Consider the following 26,525-nt stretch of genomic DNA (forward strand, 5'->3'; position numbering starts at 1 on the left):
CTAAAAATGGCTAAATTTTGCCAAACATCGTCAAATATCTTATCAATATCTCGATATTATTTGCGCTACTTTCCTTGTTTGACGGCAATTTATCTTATTTTTATCACCATTTTTAAAATGAGGACACACCTTAATTGGCATTAATTAACTGGCAATATAGCGTTCGGCCTCATCGAGTGAGACGCTGACCAAAGTGGATATGCCTGCGCTTGGCATCGTGACGCCTTTTAGCTCGTCGGCAATCTGCATCGTCAGCTTATTATGACTGATAAAAATAAACTGTAAATCGTCAGCCAACTCATGAATGAGGCTGGTAAAACGGGCAACATTGGCATCATCAAGTGGCGCATCAACTTCATCCAGCACACAAAATGGCGCGGGATGCTGTTTAAATATCGCAAAAATTAAGCTCAATGCCGTGAGGGTTTTTTCACCACCTGACAGCACAGCCAGACGACTGTTGCGTTTGCCTTTTGGCTGTGCCATTAAGGTAAGCCCTGCCCGCCACTGTTCGGCTTTGTGTTTATCAGCAGGTATATGGGCGGGCATATCATCCGTGTTCAGGGTCAAGCTCGCTTGCCCGCCGCCAAAGACTTTGGCAAATAAATTAGCCAGCTCATTATTGACCGCATCGAGCGTCTGCATAAACAGCGTCTTGGTGGTTTCGTCAATCGACGCAATCGCTTGGGTCAAGGTATCCATACTCGCCGCAATGTCTGTGGTCTGCTGCTCCAATGGCTCTAAGCGTCCATTGACCTCTGCCAATTCTGCCACAGCCGCCAGATTGACCGCACCAATTTTGCTCAATTGCTGCTCAAGCGTTGCATGCTCGCGTGCAAGCTCAGCGATTTTATCAGGACGCACATGGCGATCATGGGCAATAAAATCCGCCAATATATTTGAGACACTTACATTTGAAACACTGACTCTTTGCTGCGGTACCTCTGATGGTGTCTTATTCTTATCACTCAAACGATGATAAGCAGCGAGCGCGTCATGTGTCTGATTACTCACATCATCCAAGCGGGCGGCGCTTAGTGCCAGCTCAGTGGCGTGCTGGGCAAGTATGTTTTGCTGATCTTGTAGGGTCTGTTGCAGCGTCTCTAGCGTCATCTGCTGCTGCGCATAATCCTGCTTCAGTGCCGTCAGCGCAGTCTCACGCGCCGTTAATAATCCTTGCTGTGCATCGCGGGCAGTCTGAGCAGTTTGCAATGCGGCTTGCAACGCTGGCAGTTTATTCTGCTCTTGCTCATGGTTCGCTGTGAGACGCTGCTCGCTTTGTAGCGACTTGTCATATTGTTCGGTCGCTCGTGCCATACTGCTGATGTTGTGCTCTAGGCGCATATCACTTTGTTGAATGCGCAGCTGCAATGCTTGCCAGGCATCATCGTCTGCTTGGCGCGTGCGGGCAAGCTCACTGCGCTCGGCTTGCAACTGCTGGATTGTCGCCCGTGCTTCGGCTATTTTTGGTGTCAGCGCTGCCATTTCACTTTGAATACGCTGCTCATCATGTTTCAGCGTTTGCAGCTCTTGCGCCAATTCTTGCTGCTCTTGTTCGAGCGCGGCTTTATCCGCCTGTAAACGTTGGCTATCAGCGAACAGGCGCTCAGCGCGCTGGGCATTGGCCTGCTGGGTAGTGAGATGCTGTTGACACTGATGTTTGTCACGGGTTAATTGTGCCGCTTGCGCGCGCGTTTCTTCGATATTGACCATCACAGCATCATAGTCACGCTGATGATTAGCGATGGCTCTTGTCTGTTCTTGTATCGCTGTCTCAAGCTTATCCAGCAGGTCTTCTAATGCTTGCAAACGTGTGCGCTGCTGCAAACGCTGCGTTAAAAACTGGCTTTGAATGCCGTCTTGATCCTTTTGTGCACCAGCAAATTTATGTAAATTCATAGTCCCATGACGGCTGATAACCCAACCATCCGCAGTCAGCAAAATGGCTGATGAGGGTAAGGCTTTTAAGACGTCTGCAAGTACCGCTAGCGTTTGCTGATTATTGGCGTCAAATTGCCCAGTATATAGATAGCATTGCTGCCAAAGCGCCAATGTAGGCTGAGTAATCAGTTCGGATAAAGGCCATACTTTATCAGCAAGTTCCTCAGATAAAGAATCTGACAAAGCATCTGGTAAAGCACTGATGAACGAGTTTTCTTTACTCGCATTTTGTGCGGCTGGTAACCACAAGCTATGAGCCGTCTCAACAGCTGGCTTATCTTTTGCATTCATGCCAGCGTATTGCTTTTGACCCGCTTGATACGTCAGCAAACTGGTTAGATCATACTCAAGCACTTGCCATAGATTGGTTGTTTTTTGGGCACTGCCATTAACATTGTTGTCAATATTGCCATCGAAATTATTATGGTCAACGCTTGAACCGCTGCGCTTAGGAGAAATCAGGACGTGACTGTCTAGCCATAACGCCAGCACATTGTCGAGTAGCTGTGCGTGGGCTTGCCCGTTTGCGCTTAACTCGATTTGCTCACGCAGTGTCGTGATAGATAATTGACTATAAGCGCTGGCAACATGATTGTTTAAGTCAGTCTTTTGGATGGATTTCTGCTGCGAGCTTGGTGTGGGTTTGGGATGTAGTATCTGATGCAACGTATCGTACTCGCCTGCCAGTAGTGCATGGCGCTTTTCATGCTCGCTCAGCTCGCGCTGCTGTACTTTCAGACGTTGCTGTAAATCGTGCGCCTGCGGCTGTAATTCTGACAAACGCTCATCGACGCTATCTTGCTGCCTTTCAATCTGCTGTAACTGTTTTTTTAGCGCCGTAATTTGCGCCTCTGCGGTTTGGGGTAAAACTTGTGCCATCGAATTGTCTTGTGCACCAGCGCTATGAGATGCCGATAGTGACTGCTCTAATTGCTGCCATAAATGTTGCCAATTCTGCTGGCGACGCTGCCATTTGTCATGGCTTTGCTGGTGTCGCCGTTTGGCTTGTTCATTAATGGCTTGCTGCTGCTCAAGCGTGCGCGCCTTGTCTTGTAAGCGCGATAATTGATGTTGCGCTTCATGCCATGCGCGCTGCAATGGCTGCTCATTGCGTTTATACGTGTCACGTTTACTCGTCAGATCAGCCAGCTGTGGACGCAATTTTTCTAAGTCCGTCTGTTGCTCAGCTTGTGCGGCCTTTAACTTGTCGATCTCACCAATGACTTGCTGGCGCTGCTCATCGAGACTGGCTAATTGCTGCGCGGTAGCGGCCAGCTGCGCGGTTGCATCACTCAGTTTGTGCACTGCTTGTTGATGGCTCAGCTGCTGCTGATAATGCGCACTTTGTGCCTCGTCTTTGAGCCATTGTTCTTGGTTAATATGAGCGGCCAGCTTATCTTGCTTGGCTTTTAGAGCCTCATAGTTGGATTGCAGCGTGACGACTTCAGCTGTGCTGCGCTCATGGGCGATTTTTTGTTGCTGCTGCGTTTGTTTGGCTTGATATAACTGCTGAATGGCAAGCTGTTGCTTGATATCAGCCAGCTCAAGTGCAAGCGCTTCGTAACGCTGCGCACTGGCGGCTTGTTTAGACAGCGTCTTTTGTTGGCGAACCAATTCGCTTTGCATATCATGCAGACGGGCTAGATTTTCTTGGGTTTTCTCTAACTTCTTTTGGGTTTCTTCGCGGCGTGCCTGATAGCGTGAGACGCCAGCTGCTTCTTCAATAAATTCACGCAGCTGCATGGGGCTAGACTCGACGATACGCCCAATCATGCCTTGCTCAATGACGGCATAACTGCGCGCGCCAAGTCCTGTCCCCAAGAATACATCCACCACATCACGGCGGCGACAGCGCGTGCCATTGATAAAGTAATCTGAGCGCCCTTCTAAGTTTACCTGACGACGGACGGACAACTCTTGATAGAGATTAAACTCATGACGAATGCCATTTTGCTCATCTTGCGTATGCTCAAAGGTCAGCTCGACACTGGCGACACTTTTGGCAGCCTTATCTTGCGTCCCAGCAAAGATAACATCGCTCATCGCCCCGCCGCGTAATTGCTTGGCGGAGGTCTCGCCCAGCACCCAACGAATGGCGTCAATGACATTGGATTTGCCGCAGCCGTTTGGCCCGACAATGGCGGTGATACCATGACGAAAGGTAAAAGTCGTTGGATTGGCAAAGGATTTGAAGCCTGCCAGCTTTAGAGATTTTAAACGCATGAAGGATCAGTAAACGTAGCAAAAACAGGCGGCTATTCTACCTGAAATTGGGGTGGGTTTTTAGGGTTAAAGTGATAAGTTCATAAACGATTTTGATTGAAGGCTTTGATTAAATCCTTGCAGCAGTTTTTGTTCTACTTGGCAGGTGTCATTTTCTGCTAAGTAGCGATTATTGAACTCAATCAGTGACGACCACGTGATACTTGCCACTTCTAAATGATCCACTATTTCTAACAGCTCTTTTCTTAATAAGTGCTGATATTTTTTAGCTCTTTTGTGACACAGCGCCAGCTCTCGGTCGACCAAGCGTTGCTTGTTATGCTCTAGTGCATTGCCGCCAATGAACAACAGTAAAAACTTTGCGCCTTTATCGATAAAGCCTTTTTCTAGCAAGTGCTCGTACATCAAACAATACTTTAGGAGTTGATCTGGGTTTTTCTTACCACTGAATTTTAATTCGTTTGCTACCAGTACATTCGATTGATGGTTGTAGGCCAAATTGTCCATATACATCGCTTTTAGCTCTGTACTGGATTCAAATATACCGCTGTTGCCATGTGTCGACCATAACCCACTTGGCTCAAAGGTGATAAATTGCTGATAAAATAAGTCTAAATAGATGTCGCTACATAAACTCAGGAAAATATCGAACTCTTTATTTAGATAGTCTTCAGAAAAGAACTTTACTCGGCGAATGGCCTCTCTAGCATTACAGATGCCTACCATTTGCGTGGAATAAGTCTCTAGCTGCTCAAATTCAGTCATTTTTAGAGTGAGCTTTTTGATGACAGATTGTTCAACCTCTTCCAGATTTTTGCCTTCTAGCTCTGGATGAATAGCCCATTCAATAATTTGGCGTACGTACTGCTTTTTACTGATACCTAAGATACGCTGCGGTTCCCATACCAAAAACTCTACCATGTTAGATAAACCAGTCGTCCATGATATCTGGTCTTTTAGATGGCTAATCGAACCAAAAACACGGCGGTATTTTTCTGCTGCTTTCATCTACTAATATTCCTATGTTGGCGTTATATTTTTTACTAAAGTTTTATAACACCCCAATCCCACTTAACAACAACTGCCCACCTGCAAATAATAACAATACGCCAAACGCACGCTTAAGCGTGAGTGCGGGCAACACATGGGCAAGTTTGGCACCGACTTTTGCCATCGCAAAACTCACCACTGAAATACACAAAAACCCAGTGATGTGCACAAAGCCTATCGTGCCCTCAGGCAGATTGACCACGTCTTGACCAAACCATGCAAACCCAGCCGCGCCAGCCAGTGCAATCGGTAGACCGCACGCCGCTGACGTACCGACCGATTGTTTCATCGGAAGTCCGGCCCAGTTCAAAAACGGCACGGTCAAACTACCACCGCCAATCCCGAAAATAGACGACGCCATACCAATGCCCGTCCCCGCACCAAACTGCACACCAGCAGATGGTAATAGCCTGCCAAGTTGTTCTTTATTAGAAAAAAACAGCATCTTAAAAGCGACCAATAATGCACCAACCCCGATAATCGCCTGTAATGCTTTACCATCGATCATGTCCGCGATGCCAGCACCCACCAGACTGCCGATAACCAAGCCAAGCGCCATTTTGCGCCAAACTTCCCAGCGCACGCCGCCGCGCTTATTATGAGCAGTGAGTGAGCTGATCGAAGTCACAACGATGGTCGCCAGTGACGTGCCGATAGCCAAATGGGTCACCACTTCTGGCGAAAAATCATAAGCGGTAAAAATCCATACCAAGGCTGGTACGATAATCATGCCGCCGCCAACCCCAAACAAGCCAGCGCTGACACCCGCAAACGCGCCAGCAATCACAAACCACACATATAACATCATTGCTTTAACCCTTTGTGATACTCATCTTTTATCAAGCTCACTTTTATATCATCATGACCCGCACACTAGAGCGTGCCCTCATTTTAAAAATGGCATTTGCCAAATCCTAACCCGACCTTTATATTGTCTACTTTATATTTTTTACGAGCAGCCATTGATGGATGAGCGTTTGTTAATATAGTCGATACTAAATAAAATGGATACACGACGTTATGACGCGGCGGGACTGGTGCGAATTTTTTGCAGCCTCTGTCGGCGCAGGCACAGCAAGCAAGAAAAATTTGTACCAGTCCTGCCATATCCCTTGTATATTGACCTGACTATGCCAATCGCTCAGTATATCAAAGATTCTCTATGCTCCTTTAACCACATCGACCAAACTTATGCCATCATCTGCCAACCCCTCTGATTATGTATCCGACGTCGACCTATCCACTGCCGCGTCATGCCAGCTTGACCACCTGCCTGAGCTCAACCATCGTCATATGGACAGTAGCGGCTCTACCAATAGCGAGCTGATCGCAGCGCTGCAACATGGCGCTTTAAATCCTGCCGAAATGCATCTATTGACCGCAGAAACCCAAAGCGCAGGTCGCGGCCAACACGGGCGCTCATGGCAGTCCCCGCATGGCAATGTGTATCTGTCGTTGTATCATCCAGTGCATAGACCCATTAGCGGACTGCTGTCATTAATCATCGGCGTTGAGCTGGCAAAAATGCCCGTCATCCAAACGTTAAATGAGCAGCTACAGGCGCATGGTCTGACGCCTATTGGGGTAAAGTGGGCCAATGACTTGGGATTTTATGAGTCTACGCATGACGTGCAAAAGCAATCCACGGCGACTGCCTCTGAACCAAATCAGCAAACTCTGCCTTTTCATAAACTTGCCGGTATTTTGATAGAGCCAGTCATCAAGTCTGGTCAATTGATCGGAGTGGTGATGGGCATCGGCCTCAATGTACAAGCCGCCCCCAAATTGACCACACAGACCTGCGAAGGCATGAGTTATCAAGCGATTAGTTTGCAGGATATCTGCGAGAGGCTGGCACCCAAAGTACAGCCGATCACGCTACCAAACTTGCGCGTACTCTATGAGCAAATGAGCAAAGCATTGATAGCTGCGATGACACGATTTGAGCATTTGGCATTAGAAGCACCCACAGGTCATGGCTATTACTTAGCGCGTTTTTTGCAGCAATTTGACGCGATGGATGCACTGGCTGGTCTGCGCTTGCAGGTGACCCAAGATTATAATAATAAAGAGCAGGTCGTTACTGGTCAGGCTTGCGGTATCGATACACAGGGATGTTTGCAATTGCGTCAAGATAACGGTAAGATTTCTGCGCTTTTTACTGGACGCATTGACGTGATTCATCAGGTTTAAACCGCTTATTCAATGAGCACCAACCGTGAGACGAGTATCAACTATATATTGATAACGGACTCACTGTGTATAAAGGGAATTTTATGCTCTGGCTCGATCTTGGAAACACTCGTCTTAAATACTGGCTCACCGACGATATTGGCCAGATAGTCGCGCATGATGCCAAGCAGCATCTGCAAGCGCCTGCCGAACTCCTCATGGGTTTAACCGATCGTTTTGAGCGTTATGCACCCGACTTTATTGGTATCTCCTCCGTGTTGGGTGATGATCTGAATATTAAAGTCTCAGACACGCTCAGCCGTCTTAATATTCCTTTTGGGTTTGTCCATGTTGATGCGGCGCACCCGCTCATGAAGAGTGCCTATAATGACCAACAACTGGGCTGCGATCGTTGGCTACAGATGCTGGGCGCTGTCGATAAGAAAAAACGCCAGTGCGTCATCGGCTGCGGTACGGCAGTAACGATTGATTTGATCGATCATGCTGAGCATTTGGGGGGTTATATTTTCCCCAATATCTATCTGCAACGTGAGGCGCTGTTTTCTGGTACTAAGCAAATCACCATCTCTAACGGCACCTTTGATAACGTGAGCCAAGGGATGACTACGCAAGACGCGGTACATCGCGGTATCTTACTGTCGATTGTTGGGGCGATCAATGAAATCAGCCGCCGGCATCCCAACTTTGAAGTGATTATGACGGGTGGTGATGCAGCTATCATTGCCCAGCATGTCAATCGCCCCGTCCACCTGCGTGATGATTTATTATTAAATGGTTTGGCGCGTTATTTTGACCATACCAAACAATCTTAATACTCAATAGACTTCTAGGTCGAGCATAAAAAAGCAGTACGTGTGCGGCGTACTGCTTTTTATTATTGTTTAAGCTTTAGTAATACTCAAAAACTATTGGAACGGTTACTTTGCCTACTACTGTCTTACTATCTTTTCTAAAGGGTTTAAAAAGACTGCGGCGTAGTTCTCTTTTAAACTCTCCATCAATTTTATCGGAACCACTACTCTTCAATACGGTAATATTTTCGACTTTGCCTTCTTTGTTTACCCTTAATAAGAACTCCATTCGAACACGCTTCTTTTTGCAAGGTTCTTCCGGATCGCAATAACCCCTTAAAGCGCGAATGTGGCGATTGTTAAAACTTGGCTGACGTAACCACTTCGCATCAGAAGTCGCAAACTGGATGACAGGTTGCGCTGGTGATAAGTCTGCTATTTCAGCATTTGCAATGTGTGCCGAAAATATACTCAGTACTAGCATCGCCTTTGTCAGCGCAGAAATGATAGTTAATCGAAGGCGTATTTTTAAGTGTCTTTTAAGCGCGGTAGTAGTAGTCGGCATCATAAACAGTATCTGATAAATATGGTGGATAAAAAAGGCTAAGGGTCAGCTTTATTAATCGATTATTGTTAATCAAAAAATAAAACCGCACCTTAGCACAATTGTTCATTATTGACCAGCCGTTGTCTTAAGCTAATATGGTTACGCCGAATTTAAGAAATCACTAATAAGACCGTTATACTTCAATACTACTTAGTCTCATTAAACAGCTCTCGACCGATCAGCATACGGCGGATCTCGCTGGTGCCCGCGCCAATCTCATAGAGCTTGGCATCACGCCAGTAGCGACCAAGCGGATACTCGTTGGTATAACCATTGCCACCAAATATTTGAATACCCTCACCCGCCATCCAAGTGGCTTTTTCGGCACACCATAAGATCACGCTGGCACAATCTTTGCGCACTTCTCGGCTGTGACCAGCACCGCGCGCGTCTAGCATATCGAGGTTTTTGCCCACCGTGTATAAGAAGCTGCGTCCTGCTTGCAGTATCGTATACATATCCGCCACTTTACCTTGAATGAGCTGGAACTCACCAATGGCTTGACCGAATTGCTTACGGTCATGAATATAAGGCACGACATTGTCCATCACTGCCTGCATGATACCGATAGGGCCTGCTGCCAATACGGCGCGCTCGTAATCTAGTCCGCTCATCAGCACTTTCACGCCTTCATTGAGGCCGCCCAAGATATTGTCGCTTGGCACTTCGACATTATTAAAGGTCATCTCACCCGTATGGCTACCGCGCATACCGAGTTTGTCGAGCTTTTGCGCAGTGCCAAAACCTTCCATGCCTTTTTCAACGATAAAGGCCGTCATGCCTTTGGCACTAAGCTCAGGATTGGTCTTGGCATAGACCACCATCACATCGGCATCGGGGCCATTGGTAATCCACATTTTGCTGCCGTTTAACACATAGCTGCCATTTTTTTCTTCTGCTTTGAGCTTCATACTGACGACGTCTGAGCCAGCACCGGTTTCACTCATTGCCAGCGCCCCAATGAACTCACCACTGACCAGCTTGGGCAGGTATTTTTGTTTTTGTGCCTCAGAGCCATTGCGTTTGATTTGATTGATACACAAATTCGAATGTGCGCCATAGCTCAGTGCTACAGAGGCAGAAGCGCGGCTAATCTCTTCCATCGCAACCATATGCGCGACGTAGCCCATATCTGCACCGCCATACTCTTCAGGGACGGTGATGCCATGTAGACCGAGATCGCCCATTTTTTGCCACAAATCCATGGGGAATTGATCACTACTATCGATTTCGCTGGCACGTGGGGCGATTTCGTTTGCTGCAAACTGCTGAACGACATCGCGTAACGCATCGATATCTTCACCAAGCTGAAAATTCAATCCAGGTAAACTCATAACCATTCCTTGTGTATAAATATTTTAACGCTTAAATTTTAATCTACTTTTCAAACCACTTCATTTTTGATGTCATAGTCAATTCTAAGTAAAGCCGATACGTTAATAATCCCGTGCTACTGGTGCTAATTTTTCTTGCTTGCTGTTCGCAAGCGTGACAGAGGCTGCGAAAAATTTACTCCAGTAGCACTTATATTGGTTTTAAAGTAAATAAATTATATATTGGTTAAGACTGACGCTTATTGATTAAGGCGCGGGCAACGTTTGAGCCGTTAGCACGTCCCAAAAACTCACTAATACGCTCGCCTGCCACGACCAGTTTATCTAAATCAATACCCGTGCTGATACCCATACCATGCAGCATGTAAACGACGTCTTCGGTTGCGACATTACCCGTGGCCCCTTTGGCATACGGACAACCGCCCAGTCCTGCCACTGAGGTATCAAATTCACTGACGCCCATTTGTAGGGCAGCCAAGGTATTGCTTAATGCTTGACCGTAGGTATCATGAAAGTGCCCTGATAACATGGCGATATCCGCATACTCTAATGCAGCATGCAACGCCCGTTGGACTTTAAGCGCCGTACCAACCCCAATCGTATCAGCAATGCCGATTTGCTCTGAACCAATCTCAAGCAGACGTTTGGTGACATAGGCCACTTGACTGGGAGCAATCTCACCTTCATAAGGGCAACCGACGGTACAAGAAATAACGCCACGTACTTTGATACCTTGCGCTTTTGCAGCAGCAGCAACGGGTGCGAAACGCTCAATGCTCTCGTCGATACTACAATTGATGTTTTTTTGACTAAAGGTTTCACTTGCCGAGCCAAAAATAACGATTTCATCCGGACGGTACGCTATAGCATTCTCAAAACCGCGCATGTTTGGCACTAGAACTGAGTAACAAACCTCTGCATTCCTTGTAGGCTCCAGCGCCCCGAGTAACGCGCTGTTGTCCCCCATTTGTGGTACCCACTTTGGTGACACAAAACTGGTGACTTCTAACTTTTTGATACCTGCTGCGATCAGATCATTGACTAATGCTTGTTTGATCGCCGTCGGTACCGTCATCGATTCGTTTTGTAGTCCATCACGGGGACTGACATCAACGATTGAGACGTGGTCTGGATATGAGTGACTCATTTTTGTTATCCTCTTTACTGACTGTAATCGATTCACTTTAAAGCGATACAGGGCGACTGTGATGAATGTTTCGCAGCCTCTGTATTAGCAGCACGCAAGGAACATTTATACCAGTCGCACAGAACTATTAACGTATCGATTTTATTTCGAACTGCATATATCTTCACTATCGATGCGCAACAGCTCATCACCATCAGCAACCAAGTCGCCTGCTGCAAACAACAACTCTGCTACCACGCCATCAGTGGGTGCGGTAATGGTGTGTTCGATTTTCATGGCTTCGATGACGGCAAGTGGCTCACCTTTTTTGACCGTGTCGCCTATCGCTACTTTAAAGGAAACAACTTGCCCTGGCATCGGTGACTTTAAGCTACCGACAGCTGCCGTGTCCTCGCCCACATGCGCCATGATATCAATGAGTTTGATCTCATGGCGTCCACCATCTGTAAAGGCATAGACCGTCTCATTGTGTACCCAGCTTTGGGCGTTGATACGTGCGCCCTCTAACCACAAGGTATGATGGTGCGCATCACGGCTGTCATAGCTGACTTGCCCTTCATAAACCGTTTCGGTTCGGGCAGCCACATTAATATTGCTGTTATCCTGCATATTCGCGGTTTCTTTTTCAATAACAAGTGAAAAACTGCTGAGGTTATCACTACCTTTTTTACTATCAGAGTAGCTCGCATTGTGCCAATTGCTGATGCGAGCGCTGTAGGACTGCTCGTCATAAACCAAACTAAACGACCTTGTATAATCATTATAGGCACGGAAACCAGTAGGCTTACTAAACGGGTCTGTATTAGAGCTTTGCGCGGTGGCTTCACTGGCAAGCTGCTGCGTAATCGCTGTCACAGCAAGCGTCGATAACCCAAGAGGATGCTGATCAAAAAGCACGTCCCGCTCGCGTTCAATCAACGCGGTATCCAGATTGGCCCCGCTAAATGAATCTGTATTCAAAATATAACGCAAAAACGCCACGTTGTTTGGCAAACCCACAATACGTGTCTGTGCCAAGGCGCGATCAAGTCTCGCTAGCGCTTGCTCGCGTGTGGGTGCATGCACGATAAGTTTAGCAATCATAGAGTCGTAAAAAGGACTGATCACATCGCCCTCGCGTACGCCATCGTCGATACGCACATCATTGATGCTAAAGGTGCTGTGCTCGGGTTTTTGATAAGTAAACAACGTCCCCGTCGCTGGTAAAAAATTATTGTCAGGGTTTTCGGCACAAATACGCGCCTCAATTGCATGACCATTGATAACCAGCTTATCTTGCGCCATTGGCAATGGCTGACCTGCGGCAACCAACAGCTGCCACTCGACCAAATCAACACCAGTAATGGCTTCGCTAACCGGATGTTCAACTTGCAAGCGCGTATTCATCTCCATAAAATAAAAATTCATGGAATCCTCGCGTTGCTCCACGATAAACTCGACCGTGCCAGCGCCTACATAAGCAACCGCTCGAGCCGCTTCGATTGCCGCTGTTCCCATTGCTTCACGCATGGCAGTATCAACACCTGGAGCTGGAGCTTCTTCTAATACTTTTTGATGGCGGCGCTGCACGGAGCAATCACGTTCAAACAGATGCACGTAATTGCCATGCGTATCACCGAATACTTGGATTTCGATATGGCGTGGTTTTAGCGCGTACTTTTCGACCAATACTTGATCGTTGCCAAAACTGGTAATTGCTTCACGGCGACACGAGTCTAGTAGGTCAACAAAGTCACTGCTTTGCTCCACAATACGCATGCCTTTACCGCCGCCGCCCGCACTCGCTTTGATCAGTACAGGATAGCCAATATCATCTGCTTGCTGCTGCAAAAATTGCGCGTCTTGATTGTCACCATGATAGCCCGGTATCAGCGGCACGCCAGCGGACTCCATCAAGCGCTTAGACTCGGACTTGCCGCCCATCGCGCGAATAGCATCCGCTGATGGACCAATAAAGACCAAACCCGCATCTTGACAGGCTTGCGCAAAATCTGCATTTTCACTTAAGAACCCATAGCCTGGGTGGATCGCTTGTGCGCCCGTTTCTTTAGCGATGGCAATAATAGCATCGCCTTTTAGGTAGCTGTCTTTTGGGGCAGAGCCACCCAGATAGATGGCCTCATCACAGACAGCCACATGCTTGGCCCCGCGGTCTGCATCGGAATACACAGCGATGGTACTGATGCCCAAACGCTTGGCTGTCGCGGCCACTCGGCAAGCAATTTCACCACGGTTGGCGATTAGAATTTTAGAAAACATAACTATCCCTGTGTCTTATCATTTTTATGTAACGTCTTGTCTATGTATCTATCATTATTCTGCTGTCAGTTAATCTGCTATCAGCCAATCCGGCTTGCGCTTTTGCAAAAAGGCTTGTACGCCTTCCTTACCTTGTGTTGACGAGCGGATATCAGCAATCCCTTTGACGGTATGAGCAATCAACTCATCAGTAATGGGTGCACCAGCGACATCATGTAATAGTTGCTTGCAGGTTTTGACCGCATCAGGACTGTTCTTAACGACTTTGGCACAAAACGCAGCGACCTCATCAGCCAGCCACTCTTCGCTGACGCGCTCATGGATGAAGCCAAGCTGACGTGCTTTTTTGGCATCGAACACTTCTGCACTTAAGAAGTATCGCTGTGCGGTTCTAGCACCCATCGCTCTGATGACATAAGGACTAATAGTGGCAGGTGCGAGTCCCAAACGTACTTCACTTAAGCAAAAATTGGCAATCTTAACGGCGATAGCCACATCACAAACAGCGACCAAACCCATACCTCCGGCATAAACATCGCCTTGAATAGCCGCAATCGTTGGCTTAGGACATTCATAAATGGTCTTGAGCATTTGCGCCAATTTATCAGCGTCGGCTAGGTTTTCGTCATAGCTATAATCTGCCATGGCGCGCATCCAATTAAGATCCGCACCGGCACAAAACACCTTGCCAGCGGCTGCTAAGACAATGACGCGCACATTGCCATCGCTACCCAAATCAGCAAATACCTCGGTCAACTCGCTAATCATTTCATCATTAAAAGCGTTGCGTATCTCAGGACGATTTAACGTCACCGTTGCCACGTGTTGTTGGATATTTACTAACAAGCTATTATAATTACTCGTCTCTTTTTGCATGACTCGTGGTATTCCTTTTATATTGATCCAACTATATTGTATTTTGATAAATGCCCGATGGCTGAGTGTGGCTATTGTCTTAGCCCTATTTGTCTGCCACACGCCACTATAAACATAAATTTTGACTTTTTAATGACTGACATAGCTTAATAACTAACCTAGTCGATAGCGACTTTCAGATAAGCATTTATCTAAACAGCTACATCCTAAAGACACCAAAGGTCGTCTCTTCAATCGGCGCGTTATGAGACGCACTAAGCGCCAATGCCAATACATTACGAGTATCAGCAGGATCAATCACACCATCATCCCAAAGCCGAGCAGTGGCATAGTACGGATGTCCTTGCTCTTCATACATTTCACGAATTGGAGCTTTAAAGGCCGCTTCATCTTCGTCACTCCATGCCTCGCCTTTGCGATCAAAGTTATCACGTTTGACCGTTGCCAGTACCGATGCTGCTTGCTCACCGCCCATGACAGAGATGCGCGCATTTGGCCACATCCATAAGAAACGCGGGCTGTACGCACGACCACACATGCCATAGTTACCTGCACCAAATGAACCACCAACAATGACGGTAAATTTTGGCACTTTGGCATTGGCCACCGCCATCACCATTTTGGCACCATGACGAGCAATACCTTCGTTTTCGTATTTACGCCCGACCATAAATCCGGTGATATTTTGTAGGAATATGAGTGGAATTTTGCGCTTACAGCACAGCTCAATGAAATGCGTACCTTTTTGCGCTGACTCACTAAAAAGAATCCCGTTATTGGCAATAATACCAACAGGCATCCCTTCAATATGCGCGAATCCACAAACCAACGTCGTGCCAAAACGCGCTTTAAACTCGTCAAAGGCGCTGTCATCGACGATACGGGCAATGATTTCTTTAATATCAAAAGGCTTACGCTTATCGGTTGGAATGACACCGTATAGTTCTTTGGCATCATAGCGCGGTGGACGCGGTGTGATTTGATTGGGAATATTTTTAGCAGGACGGTTTAGATGGCTGACGATATTACGGGCTATCGATAACGCATGCGTGTCGTTCTGGGCCAAATGATCGACCACACCTGACAGACGAGTATGTACATCGCCGCCGCCCAAGTCCTCTGCGGTGACCTCTTCGCCTGTTGCCGCCTTGACGAGTGGCGGACCACCCAAAAATATCGTGCCTTGGTCTTTGACAATAATAGACTCATCGCTCATCGCAGGCACGTATGCCCCGCCAGCCGTACAGCTGCCCATGACCACTGCAATTTGGGGAATGCCTGCCGCACTGAGGTTGGCTTGATTAAAAAAGATACGACCAAAGTGCTCTTTATCAGGGAATACCTCATCTTGGTTGGGCAAGTTTGCGCCGCCAGAATCGACCAAATAGACGCAGGGTAAATGATTTTCTTGTGCAACTTCTTGTGCGCGTAAATGCTTTTTGACTGTCATTGGATAATAAGTGCCGCCTTTTACCGTGGCGTCATTACAGACAATCATGCACTCGATACCGTTGATGCGACCGATACCCGCAATCACGCCAGCTGCCGGAATATCTTCGCCATACATGTTGTGCGCCGCCATTGGTGCTACTTCTAAAAATGACGTGCCGACATCCAGCAAGCGCTCGACACGCTCACGCGGTAACAGTTTGCCACGCGCTAAATGCTTGGCTCGTGCCCGCTCCGATCCGCCCTGAGCGACTTTACGCAGGTGCACATATAAGTCATCCACCACAGCTTGCATAGCAGCGCTGTTTTGCTGAAATTCAGCAGCGTTTGGACTCAGTTTACTGGTTATGATAGCGCTCATGATATCCCTTTTCTTTAATACATAAATGCGAGTAACTTTTTTATTGTCGTTTTCACTCACCTATCTATTTTCGTTTTTACTCACATAAATAATAGATGAGGTAACAGATGCAATAGAGTGCCTGTTATAGACCTAACTCTTCTTTCATCTGCTCAATGATTTTATATTTCTGAATTTTGCCAGTGATGGTCATCGGGTACTCAGTCACGAAGCGATAATAGGTCGGTACTTTATAATGGGCAATGTGCTCATGACAGAACTGACGCACTTCTTCCTCAGTCAAACTGTCCGCTTCTTTCGCAATGATCCACGCCGCCAATACCTCGCCATAACGCTCATCTGGTATGCCGACGATTTGTACGTCACGAATTTTAGGATGACGATAGAGGTAGTTTTCGATTTCTACCGGATAAATGTTTTCCCCGCCGCGAATGACCATATCTTTACTACGACCAACGATTTTGACATAGCCGTCCTCATCCATCGTTGCCAAATCACCTGTCAGCATCCAGCCATCTTGAATGGACGCGCGTGTTTTAAAACGACTGCCCCAGTAGCCTTTCATCACCGAATAACCACGCGTGAGTAGCTCGCCCGTCTCGCCCAATGGCACAATCTCGCCAGTCTCAGTATCTACGACTTTTACCTCAAGCGCTGGCTGAACGAGCCCAACAGTAGATACTTGCTTTTCAAGTGGCGTATGTTCATTGGTTTGACAAGACACCGGACTGGTCTCAGTCATGCCATAAGCGATGGTCACTTCCTGCATGTGCATTTTATCAATGACGCGGCGCATGACTTCAATTGGGCAGCTAGAGCCTGCCATGATGCCAGTACGTAAGGTCGATAAATCAAAGTTATCAAACTCAGGGTGATCAAGTTCTGCGATAAACATCGTTGGTACGCCATGCAGACCGGTACATTTTTCTTCTTCGACCGCTTGCAGGACTGATAATGGCTCAAAACCGTCATTCGGATAAACGATACAGCCACCATGCGTTAAAATGGCTAAGTTACCAAGTACCATACCAAAACAGTGATATAACGGTACAGGAATGCACAGTCTGTCTTCCTCAGTGAGATTCATGGCCTCACCGATAAAATAACCGTTATTTAAGATATTACGATGGCTTAAGGTCGCGCCTTTTGGCGTGCCCGTCGTACCACTGGTGAACTGCACATTAATGGCATCAGTATTTTTAAGCTGTGCTTGACGCTCAGCAACCCGTGGATCATTGGCATCACCCTCACTCATCCATGCCGAGAACTTCTGCATAAAATCGAACGTCTCATCCGACTCTGGCTCATCAATCCAAATAATACGCTCAATCGTCGGAATCTCGACCAAATCGAGCTGTGTATAGTCTTTATGATAAATCTCAGGACACAACTCGCGGATCAGACTGGCGTAATCGCTGCTTTTGAAATGACGCATCAGGACGAGAGCCGAACAACCCAATTTATTCAAGGCATATTGCAGCTCAAAAGTACGATAGGCAGGATTAATATTGACGAGGATAACGCCGACTTTGGCAGTCGCCAATTGCATCAATAGCCATTCAGCATTGTTATGTGACCAAATACCGATGCGATCGCCAATCTCAAGTCCCATCTCAATCATACTACTGGCTAGCTGGTTGACTTGTTGCTGTAGCTCACGATATGTCCAGCGGATATTTTGATGGCGAGAAACCAATGCTTCACGTTCAGGATATTTAAAAACAATGGCATCAAAGAAATCACCAATGGTCGCTTCAATCAGCGGCACATCAGGACCTTTGTCATAACTTTGGGTAAGGGGTGCATTTGCCGAGCGGGCGCCCATATTGATACTAGGAATAGTATTTAGAATATTGTCAAAATCAGGGGTTTGAGTCATAACGAGTCCTTTCGTTTTACTTTTTATGGTGCTTGTTGATGGCTTGCGAGAAAACCGTCTTCCTTGATCAGGTCTCGCATAGCATCTAGCTACTATACCGCCATAAATGAAAGCCTGTCAACAATATCAATACAATGCGTATCATTTAATTGGTCACGCAAAATCTTAACTTGGAAAAGCATAGCATGAAGGCATGACAATTATTTGACACAAAAAAGCCAATCACATTATTTAGTATGTGACTGGCTTGGCGCTCAAAACTGTCTTTTTAAATCGCAATTTAAGGATAGTATTTTATAAAGGACTTCTTAAAAGCATTTCTTATAAACTATGCACCGATGCATATTTCTCAAAAGACCGTATCTCTATTACTATGCTTTTGGTGTGGCAGGTGCTTTGATAGTGACGGTTGCACTAACTGCATCATTATCATCGAGCAAGTCCATGATGAGCTCATCTTCATTTTCAGTCTTCACTTGCCAATTGCCAGCCGCGTTTGGCACACCCGTCACCATCACAGAGATGGCTTTGTTTTTTAGGCGAATCATCGGTGGCTTATGGTCATAGCCGCTATGCTCGTGACCCAAAATATCATCAGCGATGGTCGCAGCTTGTGCCCGTAACGGGGCGACATAGCGGCACGCAACACCATTGATAGACATACAGTCACCAATGGCGTAGATGTTTGAGGTATCAGTACGCAATGTCGTTGCATCAACCACGATGCCCGTACGACGATCAAACTCAACACCAGCAGCGGTTGGCAATTTATCATCAACGGTCAGACCAGTACTAGCAATCACATGATCAACGATTACTGTCTCAGATTGCGCAGCGATGCTACTGTCTACATTTGATGCTAGCGGCTCATAGCTGACTTGTAGCTTACCTTCGCTCTCATTGCCATTGTCACCACCACTAATACGAGTGACTTCAGATACTTGATAACCACCCAAAAAGTTAATGCCTTGTGATTTCACGGCTTGGGCGATACGGGCGGTCGCTTTTGGCGGTAGCATTTGCGAGAGTGGCGCGTCATTTAGGTCAATCAATGTCACTTGATGCCCCGCTTTGAGTAAATCTTCTGCAATCTCAGTTCCAACCATGCCAGCCCCAACAATAGCGACATGCTGACTGCCCGTGGCTAGCTTTTCTTGAAGCTGTCCAAAGCGCTCAATATGATTGACATGCCAGACCAAATCTTGCGGCAAACTTTTGGGGAAAATAGGATGCGCGCCCATCGCTAGTACTAACTTGCCATAACTGATAGTGGCATAATCCGTGTTGGCTGGATCTGGCCTGTTAGCAGAGATGAGTTGTAACTGTTGAGTGGTCGTATCAATATCTGTGACCTGTGTATTGGCAAGCAAAGTCACTTGCGCAGTCTTTGCCGCATCACTACCTGTCGCCCGTACCAAGTCTGATGCGCGTTTGTTTTGACTGATCGCCATGGTCAGCATTGGCTTATGATAACGATCACCGTTGTCAGATGTGACCAAGGTAATTGGAATCTCTGCATCTTTCGCACGAATGGCATCAATGACGTGCCAACCCGCTAGTCCAGCACCAATGATGACGACACCTTTTTTTGATGCTGTAGTTGATGCTAAAGATGGGTTTTCTACACTCATAGGAACTCCAATAAGGTTTATGAATTATTTTAATTATCAATAATAATGGCAGCCATTGTACCAGTAAACAGATGAACACTCACATACGTATCCAAATTGCGTGTCTATATCATTTCCCACAAAAAAGCGCCTAGTGATTAGACGCTTTTTATAAATACTTTAAATAAAACAAAAAATATAACTTATATTTAATGATTCAAAATTTTCGATAAGAACAATTGCGCACGATCACTTTTTGCCCCTTCAAAAAACTCATCCTTACTGCAGTTTTCGACGATACTACCTTCATCCATAAAGATGATCCGATTGGCCACCTGACTGGCAAAGCCCATTTCATGAGTGACACACATCATCGTCATGCCATCACGAGTCAGCTCCACCATGACATCGAGTACCTCTTGAATCATCTCAGGATCAAGCGCTGAGGTTGGTTCATCAAACAGCATCGCCACTGGATCCATCGCCAGCGCACGAGCAATGGCTACGCGCTGCTGCTGACCACCAGATAGCTCTGCTGGATATTTGGCCGCTTGTACCGTTAGGCCAACGCGATCTAAATACGCCATTGCCTTTTGCTTAGCCTCAGATTCTTTGCGGCCCAACACTTTGATCTGCGCCACGGTCAAATTATCAATAATAGTCAAATGCGGAAACAACTCAAAATGCTGAAATACCATGCCGACACGGCTACGTAATTTGGGTAAATTGGTCTTTGAGTCACCAACAGAGATACCATTGACCATAATCTGACCTTTTTGAAAGGGCTCAAGTCCGTTGGCAGTCTTGATTAAAGTCGACTTACCACTACCCGATGGGCCACAAACAACGACCACATCGCCTTTATGCACATGGGCGGTACAGTCCTTTAGCACCTGAAAGTCGCCATACCATTTGCTGACATCACTCATTTGAATGACTATCTCGTCGCTCGCATGACCATTATTGGTGACCAGTCCACCAAAAGCATTTATATACGTATCAGCATTGCTCATTACTGGCTCCTAACCACATTGTTTTTGATAATTGTCATTAATAATCGGTGTGAAATAAGATCAACACGCCCTAAAACCTCAAACGTTTTTGTAGCCGCTGCACACCAATGGAGGCGCTCAAACTGATGATAAAATAAACCGCACCAGCACCTAATATATAAGGAGTCAGCAATCCCATCAACTCGCCACGAACATAAGCGGCGCGGAAAAAATCCGTCAGGCCAATGGCAAATACCAATGTCGTGTCTTGGAATAAAATAATACATTGCTGCAAAATCAATGGCAGCATTTTGCGAAACGCTTGTGGCAAAATCACCAAACGCATGGTTTGTCCATAAGTCATGCCCAAGGCTTTTGCGGCATTGACCTGCCCACTACCAATCGACTGAATACCCGCCCGTACCACTTCTGAAAAGTACGCGGCTTCAAACATCATAAAGGCAACCACACAAGAGGCAAAAGCGGCATCAAGTTGCAGGTATTTACCTGCTATCCAAAAATAGATCATCGGTACAGCAAAATAAAACCATAGTAGTACCAGTAGCAGCGGCACAGAACGAAAGTAATTGACGTATAACTTCGCCGGTATCTCCAGTGCTTTGATACCAGACAAACGCATCAAGGCCAATACCGTTCCTAAACTGATACCCCCAATAATCGCCAAAAACAGCACTTTTAAGGTGGTAATCATCCCGCCCATCAAGCCGGGATAGGCCGTTGCTAATTCGGTCATCATGTTCATTTCTGACCTCCTGCAATCAGCCCAGGTACTCGCAACTTACGCTCGATCAAACCCATAATCGCAATCAAGGACAGATTAAAAACCAAATAGACAATCGTCGCATAGGTATAAATCTCGATGCTGTTTTGGGTATATTCGCTAATGGTTTTGGTTTGGCTAATCAGCTCCATCACCCCCACTAATGAGGCGACAGAAGCGTTTTTGAAGCAGTTGGTCAGCTCAGAGCTAAGCGGCGGCAAGATAATACGAAAGGCTTGCGGTAGCAACACTTCCTTGTAGACTTGTGGAATACTAAAACCCAAAGCATAAGCCGCGTTAATCTGACCGTCGGGCAACGACTCAATACCCGTCCGTACCTGCTCGACGATACGCGCAGCTGTAAATAAACCCAGACCGATACTCGCTGACAACATGGCTGAGGTATTTGGTGACAAGCCCTTATACCACCACTCTTGTATGGTGGGCGTGAGCCAACCTGGCGCAATGTAAAACCAAAAAAACAACTGAACAAGCAGTGGAATATTACGAAAAAACGTCACATAAGCCGTACCAATTGCACGTGCGGTTTTATTGGGCAAGGTGCGCATGATGCCAAAGATCGTACCCACGACCATGGCGATAACCCATGCGATACTGCCAATCAATAACAGCCAGCCAAGACCGGTAATCATCCAATGGATATAAAGCTCGTTACCAATACCAGTCTGCTCAAAGAGCACACCCCAGTTCCAGCTATAATTCATGCTTGTCTCTCCGAGCAGCGATTGCGAAGCCTACGCATCAGACACACTATTTATGTCAGTCTGAATACGTAAGCAAACGATGTTGAAAGACAATTATTACTGTGCAGGTGCGGCTTTTGGCTCCGCACTATCGTGAGGACTGGCAATCAAAGTTTTTAAGTTGTCAGACATCTCAAAGTTTAGATTGACATTTTTTGGTGGAATTGGGTTCAAGAACCATTTGTCATAAATGCTATTGATCTCGCCTGAGCTAAAGACATTGGTCAGAGCTTCATCGACCACTGCTTTGAACTCTGGGTCGTCTTTGCGCATCATGCAACCATAAATCTCAAACGATTGTGGCTCACCAACAATGACCCATTCATCAGGATTTTTTGCTTTGGCTTTTTCGCCCGCCAGCAGCACGTCATCCATCATAAAGGCATCAGCGCGGCCATTTTCTAACATCAAGAAGCTTTCGCCATGGTCTTTTGCTGAAATGATATTGATATCCATTTTATTTTCGTCATTGAATTGACGAATATAACGCTCTGAAGTCGTTCCCGCTGTGGTGACTAAGGTTTTGCCTTTTAGATCAGCAAAGTCTTGAATACCCGAGTCTGACTTGGTGAGTAGACGTGTACCAATTTCAAAGAAGCCGTTAGAGAACGCCACTTGTTTTTGACGCTCTTCGTTGTTGGTGGTTGAGCCACACTCAAAATCGACCGTACCGTTTTGTACCAATGGAATACGCGTTTGCGAGGTCACCAAGTTATAACGAATCTTGAGATCTGGCATGTTTAGCTTTTGCTTCACAGCTTCAACCACTTTCATTTCCAAATCATGCGCATAACCAATTGGCTGGTTGGGATCGTCAGCGATATAAGAAAAGGGAATAGAAGAGTCACGGTGACCGACGACGATGGTGCCAGAGTCTTTGATTTTTTGGAGAGTGCCATTGGCATTTGAGGCGGCTTCGGTGTTCGTGGCATCGCCTGTTGCTGCGGCATCAGTTGGCGTTTGGTTGCTGTTGTTACAACCGACTAAGCCGAGTGCCATAAAAGCAGCCAAAGTCAACGGTTTGGAGAGTAGATAGCTCATGAAACACATCCTTTTATCACATTATCACAAGATTGAATGAGTGCTTTGACACACAGGTCTTATCAATCGACCTTATTGCCACGCATCCATGTGGTTGTTGCTGTTGTTTATCACAATGCAACTTAATGTTACTGTACAACAAATTAGCGGGTGTGGGTAAACTTTTTTTAATGAGACTACTATTTTCACCATTCTGACTTATTCACTTCAATGACGCCGCAATAGATTTGGATACATCGCCAATGACACATGTCGCTATTTAGTAGATTTATCCGGTATAAATACGTTTAAACGGCTAAGCAATCTATAGCCAATCCTAGCTGAAAGAGTTACAACCATCATAATGTACTATATTTATTTTATAGCGGATGGACTATACCAAAGACGATTGATAAATCACGAGTAATCCCCATAAAGTTAACAACTTCTTAATACTGCTAATGACCTATGACACAAGATATCCAAGTCCCCAATACGGACAGCCAAAGCGCTGTCAATCATAATGACAATGACGTACGCCAACGTTTTTTTATTGAAGACTCTCCCGTGCGCGGTGATGTGGTGCGTCTATCACGCAGCTATGCGAGCACGATTGCCCAAAAGCCTTATCCTGAAGCGCTTAAACGTTTACTGGGTGAAATGCTGACCGCAGCAAGCTTGCTGATCAGTACGGTCAAAATCAATGGTCATCTGTCCATTCAACTGCAGTCATCGGACAGCGACAGCTTGCTCAATTGGGCGATGGCAGAGTGTGACCAAGACGGCATCATTCGTGCGCTTGCCAGCTGGAAAGGCGAAACCGACGAGCAAGTGCAGGCGTGGGACAATATGACCCATGCCAAAGAGGCATTTGCGGAGCTGGGTGCAACGGGACAAGGCGTTTTGTTTATCAATATTCAGCCTGAAGGCGGCGAGCCGTATCAAGGTATCGTTGAGCGTAGTCATGACAATCTGGCGGACTGCTTGGCACATTATCAAAAACAATCGGCACAGATTCCAACGCTGATTAACTTGGCGTCTGATGGCTTGCAGGCAGGTGGTATATTGGTGCAAATGTTGCCGCGTACGGCTGAGGAAACCTATGAAGTCGAGCAAAACCAAGATGCGGGTATCGATGATGACTTATGGACGCGCTTGAGTGTCTTGACACGAACCGTCAAAGCAGAAGAGTTGACCAAGCTTGATGCCAACGAAATTCTGTATCGTTTGTACCATGAAGAAAACGTGGTTGCGCCCGACCCTGTGTCGTTATCATTTGGTTGCACCTGCTCACGTGAGAAATGTGAGATGGCAATCGAGCAAATTGGCGAAGCCGAAGCCTTAGATATCGTCGAAGAGCAAGGCGGCACGTTTGAGATGGATTGCGGATTTTGCGGTGAAGTTTATAAATTTAATAAAGACGACGTAGCCGCCATATTTGCTGAGTAGTTTTTTACGAAAGATTTAGGTTTAAACATATATTTTAAAACCCCTCAGTGTGATGCTTAGGGGTTTTTGTTTTTGGAATCTTAAACATTCGTAATTAAAAATGTTAATAAAAAAACCTGTCTCATAATGCCAACGCCAAACTTCTAGGATAAGAATATATCCGCGGTTTGTCCGCATAATCGCTGTGTCCATTGTCGAGCAACCATTCAACAACTTGTTCACGCACCCTTCTACTATGGATTAGATTCACATGACTCACGCCATAAAACACCGCTTTGTGACCATCTGGCACAAACAACGCATGTTCCTCATCGTCCTCGCCCAGCGCCGATGCGACTGATACCAGACCATCACCCAAGAAGCTGGTTACTTTAGACTCATAATGTGTCTCAATTAAAGCACTGGCGACAAAATAGGTTTTGATACCACTTGGCAGACCCGCAGGATGCCGAAAGTCTTGTGGTAGCACGCTACGACCCTCTAACGCACTCCAGTCAGCATCACGAATACTGCCATGGCGCAAATCAATAATACCCGCACTACGCATGTCACCAAGCTTGGCCAGCGAACCTGCAAACGGCAATTTGGCAATAACATCCTGTACATGATTGCCAATACGTTCTAGCACAGCACCATGATGCGGCGCACCCAATGTGATCAAATTACCCACGCGCATGATCCAGTCTAGGTGTTCTTGCTCTGCATAAAACAGCGCACTACGAGAGACCAAACCACCCATACTGTGACCAACCAAGTCTATTTGGCTGATGTCAGGGTGACTATCGACCAAGTCTTGCAGCAATTGAGAGAAGTTACGACCACTACGCGAGATACGCCGACCCGTATTATAATCAAGGTATAAAACCGTCGTATCTGGCTGACTCTGGCTGATGGCATCGCCCAGTCCTTTGTGTTCTTGCGACTGCCAACTTAAATGACTCATGCACAGCCCGTGACATAGTATGACAATACGCCCTGACAGTGCTTGGCATTGCAGATTGCCCTCTATATCGTATAGCACCATCGGAATAGCCAGCGCATTTTGATGGTTAACAAGATGGTCACCCATGACGCCATTTAATACATTCACCAGCTTTTTTAATGTGTCGGGCAGTGGCTGAGCGGTTTTTTGATTGAGTGTGTTTTTATACAATCGCAGCACGGATGCTAAGTTTTTGCCTACCGTCAGCATCACATGACGTATCGTGCCATAGATACGCGCAGTGATACCGCGCGGCCAGTTAAGCAGATGGCGCTCATTAAAACGACCCAAAGGCCGTAAAATCACTTCGCGGTGAATGGCTTCTACAATGTCAGTGACCTCAACCACTCCCATGGTCGCCAGTTGTGCCAACCCTTCAAAAAAGTCAGTCATAGAAACAGGTGTTATCGCTGTTTCATTGCCATCATCTGCCAGTAGTTTGACCAGATCATCCACATCGATGGCTTCGAGCTGATCTATCTGCTCGTACAAATCACTGTGTAATGGCACGGTATTATCTGAGGCAAAATGCGCCGCCAGCTCATGCTGATTATTGGTGTTATGGTTAGCAATGTCATCACTGACACTATCGTTATAAAATAAGTTTGAACGGCTCATAGTATTCATCACATTGGTACATTAGATAGGCACATTACACTGGCACATTCATCGAAAAGGATAATTTTATATACTATCCTTTAAGCTCGGTAAATAAAAGAGAATGATTTGACTTAAATGTAGGTTGATTACCAAAGCGTTTGGCAGTCTATTTTTTAATATAAAGTGGTTTTTTACTGTCATAAAAACCATCAAAAAA

Annotated in this window: 19 protein-coding genes; 3 read left to right on the top strand and 16 right to left on the bottom strand. The window is 46.3% G+C overall.

The genetic code is table 11. The annotated features are described in order from the left end of the window. Positions 1-144: 144 nt before the first annotated feature. From JMY02_RS07375 to JMY02_RS07385, 3 genes are all read right to left on the bottom strand, one after another. Positions 145-4,164 (bottom strand): AAA family ATPase, encoded by a 4,020-nt coding sequence (locus JMY02_RS07375; RefSeq protein WP_201596745.1) that lies wholly within the window; start codon positions 4,162-4,164, stop codon positions 145-147. Between the two features lie 66 nt (positions 4,165-4,230). Beyond that, positions 4,231-5,172 (bottom strand): hypothetical protein, encoded by a 942-nt coding sequence (locus JMY02_RS07380; RefSeq protein ID WP_201596747.1) that lies wholly within the window; start codon positions 5,170-5,172, stop codon positions 4,231-4,233. 43 nt (positions 5,173-5,215) lie between these two features. Continuing rightward, complete coding sequence (locus tag JMY02_RS07385; RefSeq protein ID WP_201596924.1) at positions 5,216-6,019, bottom strand: sulfite exporter TauE/SafE family protein; 804 nt, start codon at positions 6,017-6,019, stop codon at positions 5,216-5,218. 386 nt (positions 6,020-6,405) lie between these two features. On the opposite strand from JMY02_RS07385, the gene JMY02_RS07390 reads away from it, so the two are divergent. Then, positions 6,406-7,407: a biotin--[acetyl-CoA-carboxylase] ligase gene (locus JMY02_RS07390; protein ID WP_201596749.1), complete on the top strand. Its 1,002-nt coding sequence runs from the start codon at positions 6,406-6,408 to the stop codon at positions 7,405-7,407. A gap of 83 nt (positions 7,408-7,490) precedes the next feature. After that, entirely contained in the window at positions 7,491-8,219 is a 729-nt protein-coding gene (locus JMY02_RS07395; protein ID WP_201596751.1) for a pantothenate kinase, read from the top strand. Positions 8,220-8,295: 76 nt separating this feature from the next. Here JMY02_RS07395 and JMY02_RS07400 read toward each other — a convergent pair whose 3' ends face one another. From JMY02_RS07400 to JMY02_RS07455, 12 genes are all read right to left on the bottom strand, one after another. After that, on the bottom strand, positions 8,296-8,766 hold the full coding sequence (locus JMY02_RS07400; protein WP_201596753.1) for an energy transducer TonB: 471 nt from the start codon (positions 8,764-8,766) through the stop codon (positions 8,296-8,298). A 185-nt stretch (positions 8,767-8,951) separates the two neighbouring features. Next, on the bottom strand, positions 8,952-10,139 hold the full coding sequence (locus JMY02_RS07405) for an isovaleryl-CoA dehydrogenase (RefSeq protein ID WP_201596755.1): 1,188 nt from the start codon (positions 10,137-10,139) through the stop codon (positions 8,952-8,954). A gap of 226 nt (positions 10,140-10,365) precedes the next feature. Next, positions 10,366-11,286 (bottom strand): hydroxymethylglutaryl-CoA lyase, encoded by a 921-nt coding sequence (locus tag JMY02_RS07410; RefSeq protein WP_201596757.1) that lies wholly within the window; start codon positions 11,284-11,286, stop codon positions 10,366-10,368. A 141-nt stretch (positions 11,287-11,427) separates the two neighbouring features. After that, positions 11,428-13,545: an acetyl/propionyl/methylcrotonyl-CoA carboxylase subunit alpha gene (locus tag JMY02_RS07415; protein WP_201596759.1), complete on the bottom strand. Its 2,118-nt coding sequence runs from the start codon at positions 13,543-13,545 to the stop codon at positions 11,428-11,430. Between the two features lie 69 nt (positions 13,546-13,614). Beyond that, positions 13,615-14,421 carry an enoyl-CoA hydratase/isomerase family protein gene (locus tag JMY02_RS07420; protein ID WP_201596761.1) on the bottom strand — a complete coding sequence of 269 codons (807 nt, stop codon included), beginning with the start codon at positions 14,419-14,421 and terminating at the stop codon, positions 13,615-13,617. Positions 14,422-14,620: 199 nt separating this feature from the next. Next, positions 14,621-16,231 carry a carboxyl transferase domain-containing protein gene (locus JMY02_RS07425; protein ID WP_201596763.1) on the bottom strand — a complete coding sequence of 537 codons (1,611 nt, stop codon included), beginning with the start codon at positions 16,229-16,231 and terminating at the stop codon, positions 14,621-14,623. Positions 16,232-16,355: 124 nt separating this feature from the next. After that, entirely contained in the window at positions 16,356-18,110 is a 1,755-nt protein-coding gene (locus tag JMY02_RS07430) for an AMP-binding protein (RefSeq protein ID WP_201596765.1), read from the bottom strand. A gap of 371 nt (positions 18,111-18,481) precedes the next feature. Continuing rightward, positions 18,482-19,741 carry an FAD-dependent oxidoreductase gene (locus JMY02_RS07435; protein ID WP_201596767.1) on the bottom strand — a complete coding sequence of 420 codons (1,260 nt, stop codon included), beginning with the start codon at positions 19,739-19,741 and terminating at the stop codon, positions 18,482-18,484. A 188-nt stretch (positions 19,742-19,929) separates the two neighbouring features. Further along, positions 19,930-20,649, bottom strand: coding sequence for an amino acid ABC transporter ATP-binding protein (locus JMY02_RS07440; protein ID WP_201596926.1), 720 nt, complete (start codon positions 20,647-20,649; stop codon positions 19,930-19,932). Positions 20,650-20,803: 154 nt separating this feature from the next. After that, positions 20,804-21,475 (bottom strand): ABC transporter permease subunit, encoded by a 672-nt coding sequence (locus JMY02_RS07445; protein ID WP_021814335.1) that lies wholly within the window; start codon positions 21,473-21,475, stop codon positions 20,804-20,806. After that, positions 21,472-22,218 (bottom strand): amino acid ABC transporter permease, encoded by a 747-nt coding sequence (locus JMY02_RS07450; RefSeq protein WP_021814336.1) that lies wholly within the window; start codon positions 22,216-22,218, stop codon positions 21,472-21,474. The genes JMY02_RS07445 and JMY02_RS07450 overlap by 4 nt, the downstream gene beginning before the upstream one ends. 96 nt (positions 22,219-22,314) lie before the next feature. Then, positions 22,315-23,298, bottom strand: a complete 984-nt coding sequence (locus JMY02_RS07455) for a glutamate/aspartate ABC transporter substrate-binding protein (RefSeq protein WP_201596769.1) — start codon at positions 23,296-23,298, stop codon at positions 22,315-22,317. Between the two features lie 447 nt (positions 23,299-23,745). Here JMY02_RS07455 and hslO point away from each other — a divergent pair, with 447 nt between their 5' ends. Continuing rightward, positions 23,746-24,726 carry an Hsp33 family molecular chaperone HslO gene (gene hslO / locus JMY02_RS07460; protein WP_201596771.1) on the top strand — a complete coding sequence of 327 codons (981 nt, stop codon included), beginning with the start codon at positions 23,746-23,748 and terminating at the stop codon, positions 24,724-24,726. A 121-nt stretch (positions 24,727-24,847) separates the two neighbouring features. Here the strand turns inward: hslO and JMY02_RS07465 are convergent, their stop codons facing one another. Next, positions 24,848-26,326, bottom strand: coding sequence for an alpha/beta fold hydrolase (locus JMY02_RS07465; protein WP_201596773.1), 1,479 nt, complete (start codon positions 26,324-26,326; stop codon positions 24,848-24,850). Between the last annotated feature and the right edge of the window lie 199 nt (positions 26,327-26,525).

This window comes from Psychrobacter vallis, assembly GCF_904846715.1.
Taxonomy (GTDB): Bacteria; Pseudomonadota; Gammaproteobacteria; order Pseudomonadales; family Moraxellaceae; genus Psychrobacter; species Psychrobacter vallis.